This is a genomic window from Empedobacter falsenii, from assembly GCF_019308355.1.
Taxonomy (GTDB): domain Bacteria; phylum Bacteroidota; class Bacteroidia; order Flavobacteriales; family Weeksellaceae; genus Empedobacter; species Empedobacter falsenii_B.
The window spans coordinates 16,523-39,223 of record NZ_JAAGKM010000022.1 but is presented as its reverse complement, the minus strand read 5'-3'; the positions used below and the strand labels follow the sequence as shown (position 1 = coordinate 39,223).

Genomic DNA, 22,701 nt, shown 5'->3' with positions numbered 1-22,701 from the left:
TTCTATAATGATTGATAAAAAATTACATAAAAGCCAATTAAAAGCTGAATATTTAACGAATTTCTACGAAAGAAATTTATTAAAAAAATATGCAGCCGATACTGTGGATAGTGTAAACGAAGAATGTGGTGTTTTTGGGGTTTATTCGCCAAATAATATCAACACATATTCTATTGCACAGTTTGGTTTATTTGCGCTTCAACACCGTGGACAGGAAGCGTGTGGTGTTTCTTTCTTGAAAGATGGAAACATTAAAACGGTGAAAAAAACAGGATTGGTATTAGACGTTTTCAAAACAATGGAAGCCGAGATTGAAGAATACCAAGGAAATGCTGCGATTGGACATACACGCTACACAACTGCTGGAGGTGGAAGTCGTCGTAACATTCAGCCACTTTACACGTACAATATTTATGGAAAACCTCATTTCTCTATTGCTCATAACGGAAATTTAATTGAAGTTGAAGCATTGAGAGCTGAATTAGAAGCAGAAGGTTTACCATTTTTAGCAACTTCGGATACGGAGGTTTTATTACGTTCTATTCAAAAATATTCGCATTTAGATATTGTAGAAGCTATACAGAAAGGTACAGAAAAGGTAAAAGGAGCTTATTCGGTTTTGTTATTAGCGAATAATCAAATGGCAGCTTTTCGCGATCCAAATGGTATTCGTCCTTTATGTTTAGGAAAATTGGACGATGCCTATGTTTTCTGTTCAGAAACATGTGCATTAGACGCTGTCGGAGCTGAATTTATCCGTGATGTAGAGCCAGGTGAATTGATTGTTGTAAATGAACAAGGTTTGAAATCTTATTCATTAAATCAACCAACGCAGCGTAATATTTGTGCTTTTGAGTACATTTATTTTGCACGTCCTGACTCGAATATCGAAGGAAATGAAATCTACGATTTACGTGTAGAATCTGGTCGAAAATTATACGAACAATCTCCTGTTGCTGCCGATATTGTAATTGGTGTTCCAGATTCTGGGATCCCGTCTGCAATTGGTTATTCAGAAGCTTCGGGTATTCCTTACGAACCAATTTTGATTAAGAATCGTTATATGTCGCGTTCGTTTATCGTTCCTTCACAAGAAATGCGTGAACGTGTGGTCAACTTAAAATTGAATCCCATCAAAAATAAAATCAAAGGAAAACGTTTGGTTGTTTTAGATGATTCGATTGTACGTGGAACAACTTCGAAACTTTTAATCAAAATCTTAAAAGAAGCAGGAGCAAAAGAAATCCATTTCCGTTCTGCTTCGCCTCCAATTATTGCGCCTTGTTATTTAGGAATTGATATGCCTTCTAAAGCAGATTTAATTTCAGGAAATAAATCAATTAAAGAGGTTGAAGATTATTTGAATGTCGATTCGTTAGATTTCTTAACAGTTGATAATCTGATTGATTTATTAGGAAGTAAAGAACATTGTTTTGGATGTTTTACAGAAAAATATCCCGTAAATTATTCTAATGAAGAATGTAAAGAGGTGAAACCTTTGCATATAGATTAATAAGTTATACGAATTTCGAATCTCGTATTTCGAAAAACTAAATCATAATTAAAATGAGCAATACATATAAACAAGCCGGAGTAGATAAGGAAGAAGGTTATCAAACGGTATCGAAAATTAAAGATGCAGTTGCAGCAACACACAATTCAAACGTGTTGAATGGAATTGGAAGTTTTGGTGCATTTTACCAATTAGGAGGTTACAAAAATCCTGTTTTGGTATCAGGAACCGATGGTGTAGGAACTAAACTACGTGTGGCTTTAGATTCTAAAGTTTACGATACAGTTGGGATTGATTGTTTCGCGATGTGTGCAAATGATATTTTGTGTCATGGAGCAAAACCATTATTTTTCTTAGATTATTTAGCTTGTGGAAAATTAGATTCTGATATCGCAGCAGAAATTGTAGGTGGAATTGCACAAGCGTGTAAAGAAACTGGAACAGCATTAATTGGTGGAGAAACAGCAGAAATGCCAGGAATGTACCAAGTTGGTGATTATGATGTTGCTGGATTTTGTGTTGGAGTAGTAGAACGAGATGAAATTATCGATGGTTCTAAAATAAAAGCTGGACAAGTAATTATTGCGTTACCATCAAGTGGTTTCCATTCGAATGGATTCTCTTTGGTTCGTAAAGTTTTCCCAGATTTTAACGAAGAATTTGAAGGTAAACCTTTGTTCGAAACATTATTAGTTCCAACAAAATTATATCAAAATGATATTTTCAAAATCAAAGATGCTGGAATCGAAATGTCTGGAATTGCTCATATTACAGGAGGTGGATTAATCGAGAATGTTCCTCGTATTATAAATGACGGATTAACTGCTGTAATAGAAAAAGCAAAAATAAATGTACCAACAGTGATGCAAGAATTAGCTAAACGCGGAGGAATTGCAGAAAACGAAATGTTTGGAACATTTAATATGGGTATTGGAATGGTTGTCATCGTTGACCAAACTGATGCTGAAAAAGTATTGAATATTATTGATGGAAGTGCGTTGATTGGAGAAATTCAAGAAGGTGCTGACAAAATTATATTGAAATAGTAGATTAAATAGTTTAAAAAAGCCGGATAAGATTTCTTATCCGGTTTTTTTATTTTTTGGGATTATTTGTTTTTGATTAAGATTGATCCTTGTTATAAAATTTTGTAGTTTTTTTCTTAAATAAAAAAGCTTAATTAAAATACAATAGCTTTTAAAGTTAATTCATTTTCTTTTTTTTAATTTATTAAGCATTTCCTCACCTCATTCAATCTTCGTATCTTTGCATTTCATTCAAAAAACTCCAAATTCACTCATAAGTTATGCAACAATCAAAGGCTTTGGCAATTCTAAAATCTGGTCGAAATGTATTTTTAACAGGTTCTGCGGGTGCCGGAAAAACTTATGTGTTAAATCAATACATTCAATATCTTAAACAACATGGCGTTCCTGTTGCTATAACGGCTTCTACGGGAATTGCTGCGACGCACATGAATGGTCAAACGATACATTCTTGGGCTGGAATTGGAATAAAAGATTATGTTTCTGATCGATATTTGGCTTCGCTTCGCGACAAGAAATATTTCCGAGATAAAATGGACAAAGTAAAAGTCTTAATTATTGATGAAATCTCGATGCTGCACCGAAATCAGTTGGATGCGGTTGATTATGTTTTGAAGTTTTTCAAACAAAACGATGAACCTTTTGGAGGTGTTCAAGTAATTTTTTCGGGTGATTTTTTCCAGTTACCGCCGATTGGTGAAGAGTGGGAAGAATCGAAAGATAAATTCTGTTTTATGTCCGATGCTTGGGTTCAAGCAAAAGTGCATATTTGTTATTTGACAGAGCAATATCGTCAAACAAATAATGCATTGAATGATATTTTGAATGAAATTCGTTCGGGGAATATTTCGCAAAAAACAGTTGATTTATTAGAAACTCGAATCGAATATTTTCCAGATGAAATAGATTCACAAACTCGTTTGTATACACATAATATGGATGTGGACCGAATTAATAAAGGTCAATTGATTAATATTGATTCATCTTCCAAAACATTTGAAGCAAAAGTTGCGGGAAATCCAGCTTTGGTTGAGGTTCTTAAAAAATCTGTTTTAGCAGAAGAAGTTTTAGAATTGAAGATAGGAGCGAAAGTGATGTTTGTTCGTAACAATTTCGAAGTTGGTTTTGTAAACGGAACGCTTGGAAATGTTTCGGGGTATACTGAAAAAGACGAGCCAATTATCAAAACATTAGATGGAGAATTTTACATTGCAAAACCAGAAACGTGGGCAATAGAGGACGAAAGCGGAAAAGCATTGGCTTCATTTACACAAGTTCCGTTGCGTTTGGCTTGGGCGATTACGATTCATAAATCACAAGGAATGACGTTAGATTCTGCGTTTATTGATTTATCAAAAGCGTTCGAAAAAGGACAAGGGTATGTTGCACTTTCACGTTTACGAGATTTAAATTCGTTGATGTTACATGGTCTTAATCAAACGGCTTTAGAAATTGATTCACTTGCAATGAAGGCTGATAGACGTTTTCAGGTTTTATCGAATGAAATGGATGAGTTTCTAGATGAAAAAGAATTGCAAAACTCTTGGGCTGCTTTTATCCGATATTCTGGTGGAACTTTGGATAAAAAACAAATTGCAAAAAATATCGAAAAGAATAAAACCAAAGAAAAAGGACAAAAGAAATCGACTTACGAAATTACATTAGAATATGTGAAAGAAGGTTTGTCTTTAGATCAAATCGCAGAGAAAAGAGGTTTAACTACTTCAGCAATTGTCGATCATATTGGTAAAATCAAAGAAAGTGAGCCTGATTTGGATTATTCAAAATTTAAACCTTCTGATAAAATTATTGATAAAGTTCGATTAGCGTATAGTGAAATCGAATTTGAAGAGAATAAAGTTTTAAAACCAATTTATGATTATTTCAATGGTGAAATTGGTTATGAAGACATCAAAAAAGCATTACTTTTTATAGATTAAATAAAAATTGTCAGTTCAAAAATCTAAATAACTGACAAAATTGGTCAAATTATTCGAAAGGAATAGTTGTTGTTAAAAGATAAGTATTAAAAATGAACGCTTTTTAAAAGCATCCATAATTTACAATTTATGTCAATAGAAAACAATAATGTAGTTTCAGTAAACTACTCATTACATACCATCGAAGCGAATGGTGAAAAAGTATTTGTAGAACAATCAAATGCAGAAGAGCCATTAACTTTTTTATTTGGAGCTGGAATGATGATTCCAAAATTTGAAGAAGAATTAAAAGAATTAACAATTGGTGATAAAAAATCATTCGTAATTACTCCAGCAGAAGGATACGGTGAAAGAGTAGAAGAAGCTGTTGCTCAATTACCTTTAGATATGTTCAAAGAATCTGGATTGCCACCAGTTGGAGCAATTTTACCTTTGACTGATGATGCAGGAAATCAATTCCGTGCTTCAGTTGTAGAAGTGACAGAAGAGGCTGTAATTGCAGATTTGAATCCTCCAATGGCAGGAAAAACATTAGAATTTGAAGTTGAAATTCTTAATGTTCGTCCAGCAACTGAGGAAGAATTATCTCACGGACACGCACATGGAGTTGACGGAACTCAAGGGCACTAAAAAATATTTTCAAAAGGCTATTTCAATTTGAGATAGCCTTTCTTGTTTTTAATTGTGAATAAATCATTAATAAATAGATTAAATCCACGTTATATTTTTCGACTTGCATCAACTAAAATCTTATCTTTGTAAAACAAACAAGATTACTTACAAACAAACATGAAAATAGCTGTATTTGTTTCCGGTGGCGGAACAAATCTTCAAAATATTATTGATGCAGTTGAAGACGGAACGTTACCAAATGTCGAGATTTCGATGGTAATGGCAGACCGAGACTGTTATGCAATAGAACGATCGTTGGATAAAGATATCCGAACGTATGTCTTAGACCGAAAAACTTTTTCGGAAGATGCTGAACATAATTTAGAAGGAGAAGAAATCGACTTAATTGTTTTGGCAGGTTTTTTAACCATATTATCTCCAGAATTTACCTCGAAATGGGGCTCGAAAATGATTAATATTCATCCTGCATTATTACCAAAATTTGGTGGAAAAGGAATGTATGGCGCAAAAGTTCACAAAGCAGTTTTAGAAGCTGGCGAAAAAACATCAGGAGCAACCGTACATTTTGTGACGGCTGGTGTAGATGAAGGGCAAATCATTTGTCAAGGAACTTTTGAGATCGAAGAAGGTGATGAAGTAGCAGATTTACAGCGTAAAGTTGCTGAGGTAGAAAGTGAAATCTACATCAAGGCAATCAAGCAAATCAGCGAAGCATAAAATATAGAATGCCTCAATGTCTTGTACATTGAGGTTTTTCATTTCCAATAAAATAGTAAACAAACAATAAACTTTAAAAACTAAACACAATGCAAAAACAAGCGCTAATCAGTGTTTCGGACAAGTCGAACTTGTTAGAATTTGCAAAATTCTTGGTTGAACAAGACTACAAAATCTTATCAACTGGAGGAACATTCAAACATTTACAAGACAACGGAATCGAAGTTACAGAAGTAAAAGATGTAACTGGTTTTCCTGAGATTTTGGATGGTCGCGTAAAATCTTTACATCCTGCAATTCATGGTGGTATTATGGCGCGTCGTTCGGACGAAAACCATATGGCAACAATTGCAGAACACGGAATTAACCCAATCGATATTGTTATTGTAAATCTTTATCCATTCTTCGAAAAGATGAACACAGGTCTTTCTGAAGCTGAAATGATTGAATTTATTGACATCGGTGGACCATCAATGTTACGTTCTTCTGCAAAGAATTTTTATGATGTAACAGTTGTGACAGATGTGAATGATTATGAAGTAGTAATGAATGAAATTCGTGAGAATGGTTCAACTTCTATCGAAACGCGTAAATTATGTGCTGGTAAAGTGTTCAACTTAACTTCTGCTTACGATGCGGCGATTTCTACTTACATTTTAGGTGAAGATTTCCCTCAATTTTTAGAGTCTTCTTACGAGAAAGTGATGGATTTACGTTACGGAGAAAATCCACATCAAAAAGCGGCTTATTATGTTGATAAAACAAAAAATGGTGCAATGAAAGATTTCGAATATTTACAAGGAAAAGAACTTTCTTTCAATAATATTCGTGATATGGATTTGGCTTATAAAGTGGTTTCAGAATTTGAGGAAACAACTTGTTGTGCAGTGAAACATTCAACACCTTGTGGAGTGGCGATTGGAGATAATGTTTTAGAAGCTTATGAAAAAGCGTATGAATGTGATCCAATGTCAATTTTCGGTGGAATCATCGCTTTCAATAGAGAAGTTGATGGAAAAACTGCAGTTGAATTAAATAAAATTTTCTTAGAAATTGTGATTGCGCCTTCATTTACAGAAGAAGCGTTTGAAATTTTTAAACAAAAGAAAAATTTACGAATCATCAAAGTGAAGAATCCTGTTTCGGATAAAGTAACTTATGTAAAAGTTGATGGAGGATTAATTGTTCAGTCTACAGATAATCAGTTTTCAACAGATTTTAAAGTTGTAACAGAAGCTCAACCGACTGATCGTCAAATGATGGATTTAGTTTTTGCTCAAAAAATTGTAAAATGGGTAAAATCTAACGCGATTGTTGTAGCGACAAATGGTCAAGCTTACGGAATTGGAGGTGGTCAAACAAACCGCATTTGGGCAGCTCAACAAGCGATTGCACGTGCAAAAGAAAAAGTGGAAGAAGATTTAGTTTTAGCTTCAGATGCATTTTTCCCTTTCCGTGATGTAGCTGATTTTGCAGCAGAAAATGGAATTAAAGCAATTATTCAACCAGGAGGATCAATCAAAGATCAAGAATCTATCGATGCTTGTAATGAACGCGAAATTCCGATGGTTTTCACAGGAATGAGACATTTTATGCACTAATAAATAATTAGTTAATATGCTAGTTTGAAAATTCGTCAATTCGAGTGTTTTCGTAGAAAATGTATCGAGAATAGAATTTTCGTTTATCATTATTCATTTTTTATTAAAAGATTAAAACAAATGACAAAAATATTAGTAATCGGTTCAGGTGGTCGTGAACACGCAATCGGATGGAAATTTGCTGAAGACTTCAAACAAAAAGGTCAAGAAGTAGAATTATTCTTTATTCCAGGAAATGCAGGAACAGCTCAAATCGGAACAAATGTTTCGGCTTCTTCGATTGAAGAAATGAAAAATTTCGCGAAAGAAAATCAAATCGATTTAACTTTTGTAGGACCAGAAGCTGAATTAGCAGAAGGTATTGTGGATATTTTTCAAAAAGAGAATTTAATTGTTTTCGGACCTCATAAAGCTGCTGCGCAATTGGAAGCTTCTAAAGCTTTTGCGAAGGATTTTATGGATAAATACGGTGTGAAAACAGCAAAATATAAGAATTTTCAAGGACCAATGTTGGCGATTGATTATTTGAAAACACAAGAGTATCCAATTGTAGTGAAAGCCTCTGGTTTAGCGGCTGGAAAAGGAGTGATTATCTGCCAAGATTTTGAAGAAGCTAAACAAGCTGTTTTAGAAATTATGGAAGATAAAACCTTTGGTGATGCAGGAAACGAAGTGGTTATCGAAGAATATTTAGAAGGTTTTGAAGCTTCTATTTTGTCTTTCTTTAACGGGAAAAAAATCGTTCCATTTGTTTCGGCAAAAGATCACAAGAAGATTGGTGAAGGTGAAACTGGTTTGAATACTGGTGGAATGGGCGTTATCGCTCCAAATCCATTGTTTACAGACGAGCATTTCAAAATGTTCGAAGAAGAAATTATGGAGCCAACAAAATGTGGTTTAATTAAGGAAAGATTAGAGTTTGCTGGTGTTATTTTCTTTGGATTGATGATTACAACAAAAGGTGTTTATTTGTTGGAATATAACCTAAGAATGGGCGATCCAGAAACGCAAACAACTTTACCTTTGTTAGAAAATGATTTGGCTGAGGTTGTAAATAAAGCAATCAAAGGAGAAGATTTTGACTTGACTTTCAAAAATCAACATGCGTGTTGTGTGGTGATGGTTTCGGGAGGATATCCAGGAAATTACGACAAAGGTTTTGAGATTCGTGGTTTAGAAAATATAACTTGTCCTAATTTTATTGCTGGTGCAAAATTATCAGGTGAACAAATTGTTACTTCTGGTGGACGCGTAATTAACATAGTTGGATTAGGAAATACATTAGAAGAAGCACGTGTAACTGCCTACGAAAACATCAAAAAAGCACATTTTGATTACGAATATTATCGAAATGATATTGGAGTAATTCAATAAAAAATACAGTTTATATTATTAAAAAATGCGTTTCATTTGAAACGCATTTTTTAATTTATTCTGAAAATTCGACGTGATAAACATCGCTTTTATTTCGATTTATTTTTCGATATTCAAATCCTCCAGCTTGTGGAATAATTTCGACTAAATCAAATGATTGACAACTTTTTGGCAAACCATTAAAAATTAAAGTGAAATTAAGAGACGAACCTTCTTCGATATACGTCCAATTTGGATACATTGTAATTCCGTCCGCAAAAACCAATTGACAACGTTTTCCTGATTGATTATCAATAATAAAAGTAGAAGGCCAAATACGTGCAGCATTTGCATATTCATCTGCCGCCATACAACAATGTATAATAACCTGACTTTCTTCTTCGATATTGGTTAAGAGCTCAGAATCAATAAAAATCTTTTCTTCAAGAATAGTTGCACTCATTATTTTGCAATTTTCTTAATGTACAATTCTTCTACTTTTGCACGTGCCCAATCTGTTTTTCGAAGAAATTTCAACGATGATTTCAAACTTGGATTATCATTAAAACATCTGATGTTAATTTGATTTCCCAAGCCTTCCCAACCGCCGTAATAAATTACTAATTCTTCGATAATATCGTCTAAACGTTTTCCGTGTAATGGATTATTTTTTTGACTTTCCATTTTGCAAATTTACGAAAATGTTTTTGGTGAATTTAGAATAGTTCAAGCTTTCTAAAATTCATATTTTTCTTCCAATTGTTCTGCTAAATGTAAAATATCATTCACTCGCGCTAATTGCTCAATCCAATTGGTCGGAATTGTTTCTGCATCATAATAAATCCCTGCAATTCCACCAGCAATACAAGCAATTGTATCGGTATCATGTCCTAAATTCACCGCTTTCAAAACACAATCTTTATACGAACTTGTATGTAGCAAACACCAAATAGAAGCTTCTAAACTATCCATGACATAACCAGTTGATTTAATTTCATCTTCTTTTAAATCAATTAGTTTTCCACTTAAAATTCGTTCGAAATATGTAAATTCATTTTTATAAATTTCATTTTCTTCTAAGAATAATTTTAACCAAAAATTTGTGTTCAGATAAGCTTCTTCTAGATTTTCGGCATCTAAAACGTTCAACGCAAATTCAATATAATAAATACACGCCAAAACAGAACGATTGTGCGCATGCGTGATAGAAGAAACTTCTTTGACGATTTCACAGCGTTCATCAATCGATAATTCTTTCGTGAAAATTGCTAAAGGAAGAATACGCATTAACGATCCATTTCCATTATCAGATTCGGATGTAGAACCAGCCTCAATTGGATTTTTTACAACTCGTAAACGATTTATTGCTTTTCGTGTAGAAATTCCAACATCAAAGACTTCTCCGTCAGCCGTCCAATAACCTTCGTGCATCCACATCTGAAATTTTTCTGCAATATCATTCACATTATAACCATTACACAACGATTCAGCCAAGCAAAACATCATCGAACTATCGTCAGAAAAAGTGCCAGGAGGCATATTGTATGTTCCATAACCCATCATATCTGTGACAGGATTTTGTTGTAAATATTGCCTACTTTTAAACTCAACTGGAACTCCTAATGCGTCACCAACCGCCGATCCAATTAATATATTTTTCGAAAAATTTTTTCTATTCATAACTTTCTTTTATAAATGAAAAATAATTGATTTTTTTGAATATATCCAAATTATTTTTGAAAATTTATGAATTAATCATAATAAATTTATCTTTTTCGGATAAAATATTAAAAGGTTTAAAATAGATAAAAAAGAATAAGTCGTATTGTCAGTTTTGAAAAAATTGGAACTGATTTTGATTAAATTACCACACAAACTTATTATTACTATGGCTTTTATAGATTATTATACAACATTAGGTCTGCAAAAGACCGCATCACAAGATGAGATAAAAAAAGCTTATCGGAAATTGGCACGTAAGTATCATCCCGATCTTAATCCAAATAACGATGAAGCTGCACAGAAATTTAAAGAATTAAATGAAGCAAACGAAGTGTTGAGCGATCCAGAAAAACGTAAAAAATACGATAAATATGGAGAAAATTGGCAACATGGTGAAGAATATGAAAAAGCTCGTCAGCAACAACAACAGCAACAATATCAATATAGTAATAGCGATTTTGATGGAGCTGAAGGTTTTGGTGATTTTGATGGCTATTCAGATTTTTTCAGTTCGATGTTTGGACGCGAAGGAAGGAGTAGATCAACAGGTTATAAAGGGCAAGATGTTAATGCCAGTTTGACACTAAATTTGACAGATACATTGACTTCGCATAAACAAACTTTTGCTGTGAATGGTAAAAATATACGAATTACAATTCCAGCTGGAGTAGAAGATGGGCAAACGATTAAGATAAAAGGTCACGGTGGAAAAGGTTATAACAATGGTCCAAATGGAGATTTGTATATCACGTTTCATATCGAAAATAATACGTCTTTTGAAGTTAATGGAGCAGATTTATCTACAATTGTTGAAATCGACTTATACGATGCAATTTTGGGTGGAGAAGCGATGATTGATACACTTTCTGGAAAAGTGAAAGTTCCAATAAAAGAAGGAACAGAGAATAATAAAAAGGTTAAATTGAAAGGAAAAGGTTTACCAATTTATAAGAAAGATGATCAATTTGGAGATTTGTATGTGACATTTTCAGTAAAAACTCCAACTAATTTATCAGCAGAAGAAAAAGAATTATTCGAGAAATTACGTTCACTTAAAAAAGCTTAAAACCATGAAAAATATAACGATATCTGTTATTCAGTTTAGTAAATATCATCAGATTGAACCTCAATTTGTGATTGATTTGTACAAAAATGATTTGGTTGTTTTGCACGAGCGTAACCAAGAATATTTTATCGAAGAAAATGATTTGAAATTAATCGAACGATTTATTGAATTTCATTATAATTTGGGCGTTAATATAGAAGGTTTAGAAGTGATTCATCATCTTTTGAAACAAATCGAAACGCTACAAAAACAATTAAAATAAACGAATTCAAAAACAACCTTTGCAGAAAACTGCAAAGGTTGTCTTATTTTTGCATAAATATTTTTGTATGAATACTCCCGAAAAGAAGAGTAAATTAAAAAAATTACATTCGCGCAATCGTCATTTAGCGCCTTATAATTTCGAAAAATTGTGTGCGATTTATTCCCCACTTTCCAAATATATCAAACCCAATAAAGAGAACGAACCAACGATTAATTTCTCGGATAGAGAAGCTGTAAAAGCGTTGAATAAAGCGTTGTTGAAAACATATTATGATATTGATTATTGGGAATTGCCAAAAGATAATTTGTGTCCACCAATTCCTGGTCGCGCCGATTATATTCATTATGTTGCCGATATTTTGGGTGAAAGTTTTGATGGTGTAATTCCGCGTGGAAAAGATGTAAAAGTCTTGGATGTTGGTGTTGGAGCGAATTGTATTTATCCGATTATTGGAAATTACGAATACGACTGGAACTTTGTTGGCGCAGAGTTGGATTATGCTTCTTTCAAAAATGCGGAAGAAATTGTCAAGAAAAATGCTCGATTACGTAACAAAGTTGAGATTAGAATGCAATTTAATCCAAACAATATTTTCAAAAAAATCATCAAACAAGGCGAAAAATTTGATATTACAATTTGTAATCCTCCATTTTTTAGATCGAATCAAGAAGTGATGGAGCAAACAATGCGTAAACTGAAAAACTTAGGTCAAAAATCTGATCAAAAACCAATTCAAAACTTTGGTGGGAATAATTCTGAGCTTTGGTGTAGAGGAGGAGAGCGTCTGTTTATCACGAAAATGATAAAAGAAAGTGCGGATTATAAACATCAAGTAAAATGGTTTACAACATTGGTTTCTAAGAAAGAAAATGTTCGAATTTTGGAAGGTATTTTGAAACGTGAAAAAGTAAGAGATTACCGAATTGTAAATATGCAACAAGGGAATAAAATTTCGCGTTTACTAGTTTGGAGATTTTAATTGATTTATTTTTAATTCATTAAAGGTTTTATTTAAAATTATTCCAAATTTTTCTGAAGGGTTTATTCAGTTTAAGATTTGTTTTACCTTTTATAAACAAAATTATTACAAATGAAAACAAATAGAATAATGGTTTCTTTGGTAGTTGTAGCGTTGATGTTTAGTATTTTTTCGTTTACGACTTCTCGTCAAATTGACACAGGAAAAGCAATTTCAAGTTCAGAATGGAAAAATCTAAAAGTGTTACCACAAAACATTTCGGAAGATAGTTTGAAAGGTTTGATGCGCGGATACAACGCTGCTTTAGGAGTGAAATGTAATTTTTGCCACGCCGAAAATCCAGATACGAAAAAGATGGATTTTGCAAGTGATGCAAAAAAAGAAAAGGAATTTGCACGTCATATGATTGTAATGACACGTGATATTAACGCGAAAAATTTCAATTGGGAAAATGCAAAAAATCCTGAAATGATCAATGTTGTAACATGTGTAATGTGTCACAGAGGAAATGAAAGTCCTACAAAATCATTGATTGAGCCTGTAAACGCTGAGTTAAAAAACGTGAAAGATGTTGCAAAAGAAAAATTAGCTCCGGCATCTGGTTCAACGAAAGTTGAGAAAAAATAAAGAATAGAAATATAAGCTCCATTTTTGGAGCTTTTTTTATTTTCAAAATTCAATAAATCGTATAACTTTGCTTTCATAATTTAAAGAAATAAAATGTTTAAATTTATTCGTAAGGTTGTACTTTATCTTTTTGTAGCTCATCTTGTATACATTGTTGTGTTAAAGTGGATTAATCCGCCGTTCACGATTACGCAAGTTCAGCAAGGTTTTGAACAAGGAAAATTTAAGCGCGATTATATTTCCTATGACGAAATGGGACGAAATATAAAATTGGCTGTAATTGGTTCCGAAGATCAAAAGTTTCCTGTACACAATGGATTTGATATGGATGGAATACAGGAAGCGATCGAAAAAAATAAAGAAGGTAAAAAACTTCGTGGAGGTTCTACGATTTCTCAACAAGTAGCGAAAAATGTGTTTTTGTGGCAAGGTCGTTCTTGGTTGAGAAAAGGATTGGAAGTTTATTTTACGTTTATGATCGAAAAAATTTGGGGCAAACAACGTATTTTAGAAATGTATTTGAACACTTCAGAAATGGGAATTGGTGTTTTTGGAGTTGAAGCAGCTTCAGAATATTATTTTAATAAACCAGCTAAAGATTTAACTAAAAATGAAGCGGCTCGAATTGCAGCAGCTTTGCCTTTGCCACGAAAATATAATGTGAATCCGCCTTCGTCTTTTATCAGTAGACGCGCCAATCATATTGAGCGACAAATGCGAAATATACAAGGAAGCACTGATTTGGAAAAGGTTTTAGGAGAATAAAATAGAAAAGAGAAGTTAATAAGCTTCTCTTTTTTTATTTTTATTACTCTCTCCAATTAATTTTAACCGCAGAAATTTTATCCAATTCCAAACGGATTTCAGGAAGTAATTTGAAATCATTTTTTATGTAAAAAGCCAAAGGAGAACGATAAGGCTCTCCATTCGCTTTTGTATCTTTTTCGTGGTCGATTACCCAACCATTTAGTTCTGTCGAAAATGTTTTTAATCGATTAAGAATTTTACGTCCTAAACCAATTTGATGCAACTCGCTATCCACAATTATTGCAAACCATTTTTCATAATCTCTTTCAAAAATAACCGCCCAAGCTCGCATTTGATTGTTTTCATCTACAGCAAAAAAATGTTTCGCTTCAATCAAACTATTCAAATAATTTTCGGTGTCCTGTAAACTCTCAAAAGCCAAATTAATAGGATATTCGTTGTTCCAAATTTTAAAAATATAGTCTTTATGAATTTGGTTTAATGTTGTAAATGAATAGATTTCGAATGAGTTAAGTTGAGACATAAAATGATTTCTTATTCCGCTAAATATACTAATTTATTTAGTCAAAATTTCTTTTAAAATCAAAGGTTTATCAGTTGTAATATAATCAGCTTTCATATCAATCATTTCTTGCATCACTTTTGGGTCGTTAACTGTCCAAACATTAACCAATAAGCCCAAATCTTTTGCTTCTTTCACCCAAGTAGGATTTTTCTGAAAAATGCTGTAATGATAATCAATTCCATTCCAATTTCTCTCTTTTACTTCTTGAGGAGACAAATCTCCGGCTAAATAAGAAACGTGAAATTTTGGTGCTAATTTCTTAAATTCATCACAAATATTTTTACTAAATGAAATGATTTCAACTTGTTTTTCTACTTTATGTTTTTTGATGATTTCAATCGCTTTTTTTACTGCACGATCTTCATTTTCTTTTGATGAGTGAGGTTTTAATTCGAAAATTAATTTGACATTCTTATTCTTTTTTCCTTGTTCAAAATATTCTTCTAAAGTTGGCATATTTTCGTTGTTAGCTAATTTCAACGTTTTTAAAAGAGAAGAATTTGTAGTTTCGATTGTATGACCTTGGTAATGATCATCATGATTCACCATCAAAACATCATCAGCACTAATTAATACATCAAATTCAGAACCATAAGCACCAATTTCTTGTGCAGATTTTAATGATTTAATCGAATTTTTTGCGTTGTTTTCGGTGTCCCAATAACCACGATGAGCAATAATTTTTTGAGCATTTGCCATGTTTGTAAGCATAAAGGTTGTTAAGGCAGTAAATATAATTTTTTTCATGATGAATTGTTTTTTCAAGGTAAAATTATTTCGATTAATCGGTTTTAAAGTTATGAAAATATTAAGTTCTTGGAAAACTATAAAAATCTGCCCAAAAGAATGAAAAATGACGTGAATAAAATTGTGATTGCGCCGAATTTCACTTAATTTTGCACAAAGACAAACACAATGACGCAAGGAATTATTATTTTAGATTTTGGCTCGCAATACAATCAATTAATCGCGCGCCGAATTCGAGAATTTGGAGTTTATACAGAAATTATTCCCTACAACACTTCGATCGAAGAAATCAAAAAACACAATCCAAAAGGAATTATTTTATCAGGAGGACCTTCTTCAGTTTTTGGAGATGAAGCCGCTTTGGTAGAAAAAGAATTATTCGAAATGGGCGTTCCTGTTTTAGGAATTTGCTACGGAATGCAATTGATTTCGCATTTATTAGGTGGAGAAGTTAAGAAAGGAGAAAAAGGAGAATATGGAAAATCTGAATTAACAGTTTTAGCTCAAAACAGTTTATTCGCAGGAGTTCCAGAACAATCTACAGTTTGGATGAGTCACTTCGATGAAGTGATGACAGCGCCAATAGGATTTACAATTTCAGGAAAATCAAATATAGATATTGCGGCAATCGCAAACGAAGATAAAAAGATTTTTGCGGTACAATTTCACCCAGAAGTTACACATTCAGAATATGGTTCAACAATGTTAGAAAACTTTGTTTTCAATATTTGTCAGGCTGAAAAGAATTGGGTTTTAAAAGATTTTATCGAAACAGAAATTGCTCGTATAAAAGAAGTAGTTGGTGATAAAAAAGTGATTTTAGGACTTTCAGGAGGTGTTGATTCTTCTGTTGCAGCGGTTTTAATTCATCGTGCAATTGGCGATCAATTAACGTGTATTTTTGTTGATACTGGTTTATTGAGAAAAGATGAAGGAAAAAAAGTAATGGAAAATTACGGAAAACACTTCAACATGAACATTAAAATGGTAGATGCTTCAGAACGTTTCTTAACAAACTTGAAAGGTATCGATGAACCAGAAGCAAAACGTAAATCAATTGGTAAAGATTTCGTGGCTGTTTTTGATGAAGAATCAAATAAATTTGAAGATGCAGCATTCTTAGCACAAGGAACTATTTATCCTGATGTAATCGAATCGCAATCGGTAAAAGGACCTTCTGCAACTATTAAATCTCACCACAATGTTGGTGGATTACCAGAAGATATGAAACTTCAATTATTAGAACCATTACGCGAATTATTCAAAGATGAAGTACGTAAAGTTGGAGTAGAATTAGGTATTCCTCGTGAATTAGTTTACCGCCATCCTTTCCCAGGACCAGGTTTAGGAATCCGTGTTTTAGGTGAAGTAGACGAAGAAAAAGTACGTATTTTACAAGAAGCAGATCAAATTTTTATTGACGAGCTTTATGCACATAATTTATACGACGAAGTTTCTCAAGCTTTCGTGGTTTTATTACCTGTAAAATCTGTTGGAGTAATGGGAGACGAGCGTACGTACGAATATACGGCGGTTGTTCGTTCTGCAAATACGATCGATTTTATGACAGCAACGTGGTCAAAATTACCTTACGAATTCTTAGAATTAGTTTCGAATAGAATTATCAATGAGGTAAAAGGAATTAACCGTGTAGCTTACGATATCAGCTCAAAACCACCAGCAACTATCGAGTGGGAATAAGCTGAAAAATATATCAAAGCCAGCCAATGTGCTGGCTTTTTTTCTATGTAAACTTTAAAAAACTAAATATTAAATGGAACTTTTAAAAGAAAGAATTCTGAAGGATGGAAAAAGTTTCGATGGTGGAATTCTAAAAGTTGATAGTTTTATCAACCACCAAATGGATCCTGTTCTGATGAAAGCAATTGCGTCGGAATTTGTCCAGCGATTTTCGGATTTAAACATTAATAAAATCATTACAATCGAAGCAAGCGGCATTGCTCCAGCGATTATGGTTGGATTAGAATTGAATTTGCCTGTTGTTTTTGTGAAGAAAGCAAAGCCTAAAACAATGACAGATTTTTATGCGTCGCAAGTGTATTCATTCACGAAAGACCGAACGTACGATGTTTGCGTAAGTAGTCAATTTTTGAATGAAAATGATCATGTTATTTTTATTGATGATTTTTTAGCGAATGGAAATGCAGCGTTGGGTGTTGAAAATTTGATTAAACAATCTGGCGCAAACCTTTTGGGAATGGGCTTTATAATTGAGAAATCATTTCAAGAAGGACGCGATCGCTTATTGAATGAAAATATCAGAGTTGAATCTTTAGTAAGATTAAAATCTTTGGGAGACAACTCAATTATTTTTGAAGAATAAAAAATATCAACCAAAAGCCAATTTATATTGGCTTTCTTTTTACTTTTAAAAAACAAAAAACTTACCTTGATAATATGAAAATAAAATTACTTGCCTTAACGCTCTCTTTACTATTCTTTACAAATTGTAATTCGTACAAATCGGCGAATTCAGCATTGGTTTCTGGTAATTTTCAGCAAGCTTTTGAACAATCTACGCAAGCTTATTTCAAAAATCCATCGGAGAAAAATGGAATCAAATATGTTCCATTAATTTTTGAAGCTTATAACAAAGGACAGCAAGAAGATTAAAATAGATTGAAACAAATCGAAACGTTGACTAATCCTTCTAAATATCAGGAAGCGTATCAAATTATTAATCGTTTGCAAGAAAGACAAAAAACGATTGCTGGAATTGATGGAAGATCGATTAGCGGGAAAACGTATAATTTCAAAACAAAAGATTATTCAGTAGCTTATAAAACGATTCAAGAAAAGTATGCGCAATTTTTGTACGATGAAGGAAAATCTTTTCTAAATCAAGGAGGAAAACTGAATGCACAAACGGCTTATCAAAAGTTTCAAGTTTTAGAAAGTGTTTATTCAAATTATAAAGATACTCGTAGTTTGATGAATACGGCTCGTACAAACGGAATGTATAAAGTTTTGGTGCAATTGGTGAACAACACAGAAGTTGTTATTCCTAAACTATTAGAGAAAGATTTGTTAGATTTTAATTCGTATGGATTGGATTCTAATTGGACTGAATTTTACACGGGAAAATTAAATAGTTCTTATGATTATGTAATTCAATTAAGTTTTGAGACGATAAATGTTTCACCTGAACGAGAAAAAATTGAGGTGCATAATTTTGAGAAAAAAATTGTTGATGGTAAAGAAGAATTGGTGCAAAATGGAGTAGTGGTAAAAGATAAAGACGGAAAACCCGTGATGGTAGATCGTTATATTACAGTAAAAAGTCGTTTTGAAGAAGTACAACGCATCAAGGAAGCTGCAATTACGGCAAAATATTATTTGATCGATAATCAAAAAGAGCAAGCCATCGATTCTAAAAATTTAGCAAGTCAGTTTATTTTTAGAGATTCTTACGGAACTTACAAAGGTGATCGACGTTCTTTGGATCGAGATTATATAAATATGATTGGTAGAAGACCAGCTCCATTTCCATCAAATGAGCAAATGATTTTTGATTGTGGGCAAGATTTGAAACGTAAATTCAAGAACGAAATCATCCGTATGAAGCTTTGATAAAAAAAATGTAAAAAATTTAATCATTTTTTAAAATTCATTTTCAATAGCTTATCACATAAAACGTCTGTTTTAGCTAAAAACTTGTAAAATTAGTTTTGGTGAATTAAAAAACCTTTCTATATTTGCACAGCAATTAAGACATAGACCCATGGTGTAACGGTAGCACATCGGTTTTTGGTGCCGCTAGTTGGGGTTCGAATCCCTGTGGGTCTACAAAAGTCTTATGCCTCGATAAGCAATTGTTGAGGCATTTTTATCTAACCTAGTTAAGAGAAAAGTTGCAAAAATTGAAATAAAATTTAGTCAGACCCATGGTGTAACGGTAGCACATCGGTTTTTGGTGCCGCTAGTTGGGGTTCGAATCCCTGTGGGTCTACAATTTTTTCTTTTCAATTTTAACATAATAATCATGGACAGACCCATGGTGTAACGGTAGCACATCGGTTTTTGGTGCCGCTAGTTGGGGTTCGAATCCCTGTGGGTCTACAGATTTTAAGCTTCAATATTTTTATTGAAGCTTTTTTTATACTATATATTTTGTTATATTTATCATAATTGATTTAGTAAATGACATTAGAGGACATAATTTTAGAAGCTAAAAAAGGGAAACGAAATGCTCAGAACGCAGTGATAGAGGTTTTGTGGAACAAAGTTTATCATTATGTATTTTCTAAGATTAGAAACGAAGAAGAAGCCGAAGATATCGCTATAGAAACGTTTACGAAGGTTTTTACAAAATTGAAATTATATAACGAAGATTTTGACTTTACGACTTGGGTAATTTCTATCGCACATAATACGATGATTGATCATATCAGAAGATCTCCAAAACTGAATATTTCTCTTGATGATGAAACCAATTTTTTAGAAATTTTAGAAGATCATCCTTCGCCAGAAGAACATTTGATTTTAAAACAAGATAATGACACGCTGATAAAAGCTATTGCAAAATTGAGAGAACCTTATCAAAAAATTATAGAATTGCGTTATATCGAAGATAAAACATACAAAGAGATTGCTGAAGAACTCAATTTGACCTTACCAAATGTTAAAGTTCGTCTTTTAAGAGCCAAACAATTGTTAACAGAGGTGATGCAAGATAATATTTAGTAAATTTATTCGTTGAAAATTTGTTGAAGAAAACTGGATCGAAAATGAAGAAGCACATATACCTTACAACAATTATTATCGCAAGTTTATTCTTGACGTCTTGTGGAAGTAGTAAAGTAACTTCGTATAAGAAAACTGGTTCTAAAAAAGTTTATACTTCTTCCAAAAAAAACGAATCTACAGAGGTTTTTCGTTCTAAAAATGCTGATGATAGTGCGCCTCGTGATATAAATAAAATTCTAAAAACGGCAAAATCTTACTTAGGAACACCTTACAAATATGGTGGAGTTACGAAAACAGGTTTAGATTGTTCGGGACTGGTTTATGTAAGTTTCAAGGAAATGAATTTAGAATTGCCTCGTCGTTCGAGTGATCAAGCTGAATATGGAAAAGAAATTACAATCGAAAATGTTAAAATAGGTGATTTAATATTTTTTAATACTTCAGGAAATTCAATCTCTCATGTAGGTATTGTAGAAAGTATTAATCATGACGGATCAATCAGTTTTGTACATTCTTCAACTTCGAAAGGTGTCATCATTTCTTCCCTTGATGAAAATTATTGGAAAACTAGATTTGTAAAAGCGGTTAGACTTTTATAACTTGACGTGTGCTTAAAAAAAGAACTATATTATTAACTTTTTTTGGATTACTATTTTTTAGTTTATCCATAGTTGTTAATGCTCAAGAAGATAGTGTCAAAATTGATACAGTTAGAATTGAGAATAAAAATCATTCTAAGTTTAGAAAGTTTTACCAAAAATTATTATTCAAGAAAAAACCAACGAGTTTTCCTATTCAGCCCAATAATAATGTAGGTGATGGAAAATATCAAGGAAAAATTATTCGAAATATTTACTACAAAACACAAGACCCTTTCGGATATTCTTTGCAGGACACGACAAGAAAACCGACAAAATGGATTGAAAGAACTGGAAATACACTACATGGGAAATCTAAGCAATTTGTGTTGCGTCAAAATATGTTGCTGAAACTAGGAGATAAATATGATTCTGTAAAAGCAGCTGAATCTGAGCGTTTAATACGTACCAATCGTTCTATTCGTCGAGTAGAGATTAAGGAAGAAGCTGTCGGGAATGATTCGGTTGATTTATATGTCAATTCAATTGACTCTTGGAGTATGTTTATTACAGGTTCGGTTTCGAGTTCGAAAGCTGGGATTCTAGTTAGAGAGCGAAATTTTTTAGGTTTAGGACATGTGTTTGATAATCGTTATCGTCACAATTACAAAACAGAAAATTCCTTATATCAATTTAATTATACGGTTCCAAATATTGCCCAAACTCGAATTATTGGGAATGTACGTTATTTCAAAAATGAAGATAATCATTATACAAAATCAATCAGTTTTGTACGACCTTTTTATTCGCCATTAGCACATTATGCAGGTGGAGTTTCGGTTGGACAAGTGTATTTTAAAGATTCATTAGATTTCGAAAAACCTATTTTGGTTGATAACCATTTCAAATATAATTACCAAGATTATTGGTTGGCAAGAGCGTTTAGAATTGATGATGGTCATTCAGAAAATATTACCAATTTTATTGTTTCAGGGCGATTTTATGATCGATCTTATACCGAAACACCAACTCCAGAAAACGATCCTGTGAACTTTTTTTCTGACCAAACGAATTATTTAGTAGGGATAGGAATTTCTTCAAAACGATATATCAAAACAAAATATATTTTCAATTATGATATTGAAGAAGATATTGCGATAGGGAAATCATTGGGCATTATAGGAGGAATTCAAAATATTCGTCAAACTGATCGTTATTATCTTGGCGGAAAAGCTTCTGCTGGAGGTTTTTTAAATACCGGTTTTTGGGGATTTGGAGTTGAGTTTGGAGGATTTTTTAATAAAGGAAAATTTGAACAAAAAACGCTGTCTGTAGAATTACAATATATGGCAAAGTTGATAAATTGGGGAAAATGGAAGTTCAGAAACTTCATGAAAACTAATTATCTTTTGGGACATGATCTTTTAGATTCTCCTGCGGATCAACTTTCGCTTCATGAACATGATTATTTGGGAATGGCAGGTTTCAAATCGGATAGAGGATTAACAGGTCAACAGAAATTAATGTTCGAGTATCAATTGCAATCTTATACGCCTTACGAGTTTTTAGGATTTCGTATTTCGCCATTTTTCAATGCGATGGTTGCGGCAATTGGAGATAACAAAAAATTTATACTGAATAATAACCCAATTTATTCGCGTTTTAGTTTGGGTGTGATGTTGACAAATGATTATTTTGTGTTTAATAATATTCGTTTTTCATTGTCGTATTATCCTTCAATTCCTGGACAAGGTGATAATCTAATCAAGACAAATTTATTAGATAATAGAGATTTCCAAATTATGGATTTCGACTTCTCAAAACCAAATTATATTCGTTGGAATAGGTGGGATTAAAGTATAAAAAAAGCTTGA

The 22,701-nt window shown here is 32.7% G+C and carries 24 protein-coding genes and 3 tRNA genes; 22 read left to right on the top strand and 5 right to left on the bottom strand.

Annotated elements, in window-relative coordinates; translation table 11 throughout:
- The first annotated feature begins 7 nt into the window (after positions 1–7).
- The 7 genes from purF (at position 8) to purD (ending at position 8,824) form a co-directional block, all read left to right on the top strand.
- Positions 8–1,513 carry an amidophosphoribosyltransferase gene (gene purF / locus G0Q09_RS09760; protein WP_125349020.1) on the top strand — a complete coding sequence of 502 codons (1,506 nt, stop codon included), beginning with the start codon at positions 8–10 and terminating at the stop codon, positions 1,511–1,513.
- A gap of 53 nt (positions 1,514–1,566) precedes the next feature.
- On the top strand, positions 1,567–2,559 hold the full coding sequence (gene purM / locus G0Q09_RS09755) for a phosphoribosylformylglycinamidine cyclo-ligase (protein ID WP_219034721.1): 993 nt from the start codon (positions 1,567–1,569) through the stop codon (positions 2,557–2,559).
- A gap of 260 nt (positions 2,560–2,819) precedes the next feature.
- A complete protein-coding gene (locus G0Q09_RS09750; RefSeq protein WP_219034720.1) occupies positions 2,820–4,499 on the top strand; it encodes a DEAD/DEAH box helicase in 1,680 nt (559 codons plus the stop codon).
- Positions 4,500–4,628: 129 nt separating this feature from the next.
- Positions 4,629–5,129, top strand: a complete 501-nt coding sequence (locus tag G0Q09_RS09745; protein WP_219034719.1) for an FKBP-type peptidyl-prolyl cis-trans isomerase — start codon at positions 4,629–4,631, stop codon at positions 5,127–5,129.
- A gap of 159 nt (positions 5,130–5,288) precedes the next feature.
- The gene (gene purN / locus G0Q09_RS09740; protein WP_219034718.1) at positions 5,289–5,849 is read left to right on the top strand and encodes a phosphoribosylglycinamide formyltransferase; all 561 of its coding nucleotides are present in this window, start codon (positions 5,289–5,291) and stop codon (positions 5,847–5,849) included.
- Between the two features lie 89 nt (positions 5,850–5,938).
- The gene (purH, locus tag G0Q09_RS09735; protein ID WP_219034717.1) at positions 5,939–7,450 is read left to right on the top strand and encodes a bifunctional phosphoribosylaminoimidazolecarboxamide formyltransferase/IMP cyclohydrolase; all 1,512 of its coding nucleotides are present in this window, start codon (positions 5,939–5,941) and stop codon (positions 7,448–7,450) included.
- A gap of 120 nt (positions 7,451–7,570) precedes the next feature.
- Positions 7,571–8,824: a phosphoribosylamine--glycine ligase gene (purD, locus tag G0Q09_RS09730; protein WP_219034716.1), complete on the top strand. Its 1,254-nt coding sequence runs from the start codon at positions 7,571–7,573 to the stop codon at positions 8,822–8,824.
- 55 nt (positions 8,825–8,879) lie between these two features.
- Here the strand turns inward: purD and G0Q09_RS09725 are convergent, their stop codons facing one another.
- Genes G0Q09_RS09725 through G0Q09_RS09715 form a run of 3 tightly spaced genes read right to left on the bottom strand, consistent with a single transcriptional unit; the run spans position 8,880 to position 10,483 of the window.
- Positions 8,880–9,266, bottom strand: coding sequence for a hypothetical protein (locus G0Q09_RS09725; RefSeq protein ID WP_219034715.1), 387 nt, complete (start codon positions 9,264–9,266; stop codon positions 8,880–8,882).
- Positions 9,266–9,487: a VF530 family protein gene (locus G0Q09_RS09720; protein ID WP_038332359.1), complete on the bottom strand. Its 222-nt coding sequence runs from the start codon at positions 9,485–9,487 to the stop codon at positions 9,266–9,268. Before G0Q09_RS09720 ends, G0Q09_RS09725 begins: the two co-directional genes overlap by 1 nt.
- Before the next feature lie 51 nt (positions 9,488–9,538).
- Positions 9,539–10,483 (bottom strand): ADP-ribosylglycohydrolase family protein, encoded by a 945-nt coding sequence (locus G0Q09_RS09715; protein ID WP_219034714.1) that lies wholly within the window; start codon positions 10,481–10,483, stop codon positions 9,539–9,541.
- A 208-nt stretch (positions 10,484–10,691) separates the two neighbouring features.
- Between G0Q09_RS09715 and G0Q09_RS09710 the strand changes: the two genes are divergently transcribed.
- From G0Q09_RS09710 to mtgA, 5 genes are all read left to right on the top strand, one after another.
- Positions 10,692–11,591 carry a DnaJ C-terminal domain-containing protein gene (locus G0Q09_RS09710; protein ID WP_114999547.1) on the top strand — a complete coding sequence of 300 codons (900 nt, stop codon included), beginning with the start codon at positions 10,692–10,694 and terminating at the stop codon, positions 11,589–11,591.
- A 4-nt stretch (positions 11,592–11,595) separates the two neighbouring features.
- Positions 11,596–11,853 (top strand): chaperone modulator CbpM, encoded by a 258-nt coding sequence (locus tag G0Q09_RS09705; RefSeq protein ID WP_038332351.1) that lies wholly within the window; start codon positions 11,596–11,598, stop codon positions 11,851–11,853.
- 67 nt (positions 11,854–11,920) lie between these two features.
- Positions 11,921–12,835 (top strand): 23S rRNA (adenine(1618)-N(6))-methyltransferase RlmF, encoded by a 915-nt coding sequence (gene rlmF, locus G0Q09_RS09700; protein ID WP_038332349.1) that lies wholly within the window; start codon positions 11,921–11,923, stop codon positions 12,833–12,835.
- Positions 12,836–12,946: 111 nt separating this feature from the next.
- Positions 12,947–13,462, top strand: coding sequence for a c-type cytochrome (locus tag G0Q09_RS09695; RefSeq protein WP_219034713.1), 516 nt, complete (start codon positions 12,947–12,949; stop codon positions 13,460–13,462).
- A 93-nt stretch (positions 13,463–13,555) separates the two neighbouring features.
- Complete coding sequence (mtgA, locus tag G0Q09_RS09690; protein WP_219034712.1) at positions 13,556–14,227, top strand: monofunctional biosynthetic peptidoglycan transglycosylase; 672 nt, start codon at positions 13,556–13,558, stop codon at positions 14,225–14,227.
- 43 nt (positions 14,228–14,270) lie between these two features.
- Here the strand turns inward: mtgA and G0Q09_RS09685 are convergent, their stop codons facing one another.
- Both G0Q09_RS09685 and G0Q09_RS09680 read right to left on the bottom strand, forming a co-directional pair.
- Positions 14,271–14,753 carry an N-acetyltransferase gene (locus G0Q09_RS09685; RefSeq protein WP_219034711.1) on the bottom strand — a complete coding sequence of 161 codons (483 nt, stop codon included), beginning with the start codon at positions 14,751–14,753 and terminating at the stop codon, positions 14,271–14,273.
- A 33-nt stretch (positions 14,754–14,786) separates the two neighbouring features.
- Entirely contained in the window at positions 14,787–15,542 is a 756-nt protein-coding gene (locus G0Q09_RS09680; protein WP_219034710.1) for a glycerophosphodiester phosphodiesterase, read from the bottom strand.
- Positions 15,543–15,710: 168 nt separating this feature from the next.
- Here G0Q09_RS09680 and guaA point away from each other — a divergent pair, with 168 nt between their 5' ends.
- The 10 genes from guaA (at position 15,711) to G0Q09_RS09630 (ending at position 22,683) form a co-directional block, all read left to right on the top strand.
- Entirely contained in the window at positions 15,711–17,243 is a 1,533-nt protein-coding gene (guaA, locus tag G0Q09_RS09675; protein ID WP_125349033.1) for a glutamine-hydrolyzing GMP synthase, read from the top strand.
- A 73-nt stretch (positions 17,244–17,316) separates the two neighbouring features.
- The gene (gene xpt / locus G0Q09_RS09670) at positions 17,317–17,886 is read left to right on the top strand and encodes a xanthine phosphoribosyltransferase (RefSeq protein ID WP_219034709.1); all 570 of its coding nucleotides are present in this window, start codon (positions 17,317–17,319) and stop codon (positions 17,884–17,886) included.
- Positions 17,887–17,960: 74 nt separating this feature from the next.
- On the top strand, positions 17,961–18,176 hold the full coding sequence (locus G0Q09_RS09665; RefSeq protein WP_219034708.1) for a hypothetical protein: 216 nt from the start codon (positions 17,961–17,963) through the stop codon (positions 18,174–18,176).
- Between the two features lie 6 nt (positions 18,177–18,182).
- Positions 18,183–19,133, top strand: coding sequence for a hypothetical protein (locus tag G0Q09_RS09660; protein WP_219034707.1), 951 nt, complete (start codon positions 18,183–18,185; stop codon positions 19,131–19,133).
- 145 nt (positions 19,134–19,278) lie between these two features.
- Positions 19,279–19,349: transfer RNA gene (locus G0Q09_RS09655), tRNA-Gln, on the top strand.
- Between the two features lie 92 nt (positions 19,350–19,441).
- Positions 19,442–19,512 (top strand) — tRNA-Gln (locus tag G0Q09_RS09650).
- A gap of 39 nt (positions 19,513–19,551) precedes the next feature.
- A tRNA-Gln gene (locus tag G0Q09_RS09645) sits at positions 19,552–19,622 on the top strand.
- Positions 19,623–19,703: 81 nt separating this feature from the next.
- A complete protein-coding gene (locus G0Q09_RS09640; RefSeq protein WP_038334626.1) occupies positions 19,704–20,246 on the top strand; it encodes an RNA polymerase sigma factor in 543 nt (180 codons plus the stop codon).
- 44 nt (positions 20,247–20,290) lie between these two features.
- Positions 20,291–20,848, top strand: a complete 558-nt coding sequence (locus G0Q09_RS09635; protein ID WP_219034706.1) for a C40 family peptidase — start codon at positions 20,291–20,293, stop codon at positions 20,846–20,848.
- An 8-nt stretch (positions 20,849–20,856) separates the two neighbouring features.
- Positions 20,857–22,683 (top strand): BamA/TamA family outer membrane protein, encoded by a 1,827-nt coding sequence (locus G0Q09_RS09630; RefSeq protein ID WP_219034705.1) that lies wholly within the window; start codon positions 20,857–20,859, stop codon positions 22,681–22,683.
- The last annotated feature ends 18 nt before the right edge of the window (positions 22,684–22,701 follow it).